At 65.3% G+C, this 510-nt stretch carries 1 protein-coding gene; it reads left to right on the top strand.

What is annotated here, in order from left to right; genetic code table 11:
* Positions 1-82: 82 nt before the first annotated feature.
* Positions 83-400 (top strand): IS66 family insertion sequence element accessory protein TnpA, encoded by a 318-nt coding sequence (gene tnpA / locus M622_RS22850; RefSeq protein WP_021247885.1) that lies wholly within the window; start codon positions 83-85, stop codon positions 398-400.
* Positions 401-510 lie beyond the last annotated feature (110 nt).

Raw genomic sequence — 510 nt, 5'->3', positions numbered from 1 at the left:
GTAAGCGCTCCACGAACCCCATCCTTACATAGCCGCGGGTGAGGCGGCATGCTCAGGCTTCCGTTTCTCAGGGAGCACGAACATGTCGGAGCGCAGCGAGTTCTGGTTGTCGCACCTGTCGGCGATTGAAGCCGAGGGCATCACCACCAAGGCGTATGCCCAGCGTGAGGGGTTGTCGCCGCAAGCGCTCTATCAGTGGCGCAAGCGCCTGGTGGCCGATGCTCGCCCCCGTCGCACCCAGCGCGGGGGATTCGCTGCGATCCAGATTGAGCCCTCGATCGCAGCCCGCACTGAGTGCACGGTGGTGATCGATTCCGAGCTGCGGCTCGAGTGTGCCGCGCTGCCCAGCGTCGACTGGCTGGCCGCCTTGTCGGCAGCGCTTTCCGAGCGGGGACGTTGATGCACCCCGGGCACCGCATCGGCACGGTGTATCTGTACCGCTCGGTGGTGGATTTCCGCAAATCCATCGGCGGGCTGTCGGCGCTGGTCGAGCAGGAATTGGGTCTGAAC

Origin of the sequence: Thauera terpenica 58Eu, assembly GCF_000443165.1 — a bacterium.
Taxonomy (GTDB): domain Bacteria; phylum Pseudomonadota; class Gammaproteobacteria; order Burkholderiales; family Rhodocyclaceae; genus Thauera; species Thauera terpenica.
The sequence above is the reverse complement of the archived record's forward strand: the minus strand, read 5'-3'. Positions and strand labels throughout refer to the sequence as shown.

Coding starts and splice junctions, on each gene's coding strand:
- tnpA (WP_021247885.1), top strand. CDS start 83: ATGTCGGAGCGCAGCGAGTTCTGGTTGTCGCACCTGTCGGCGATTGAA.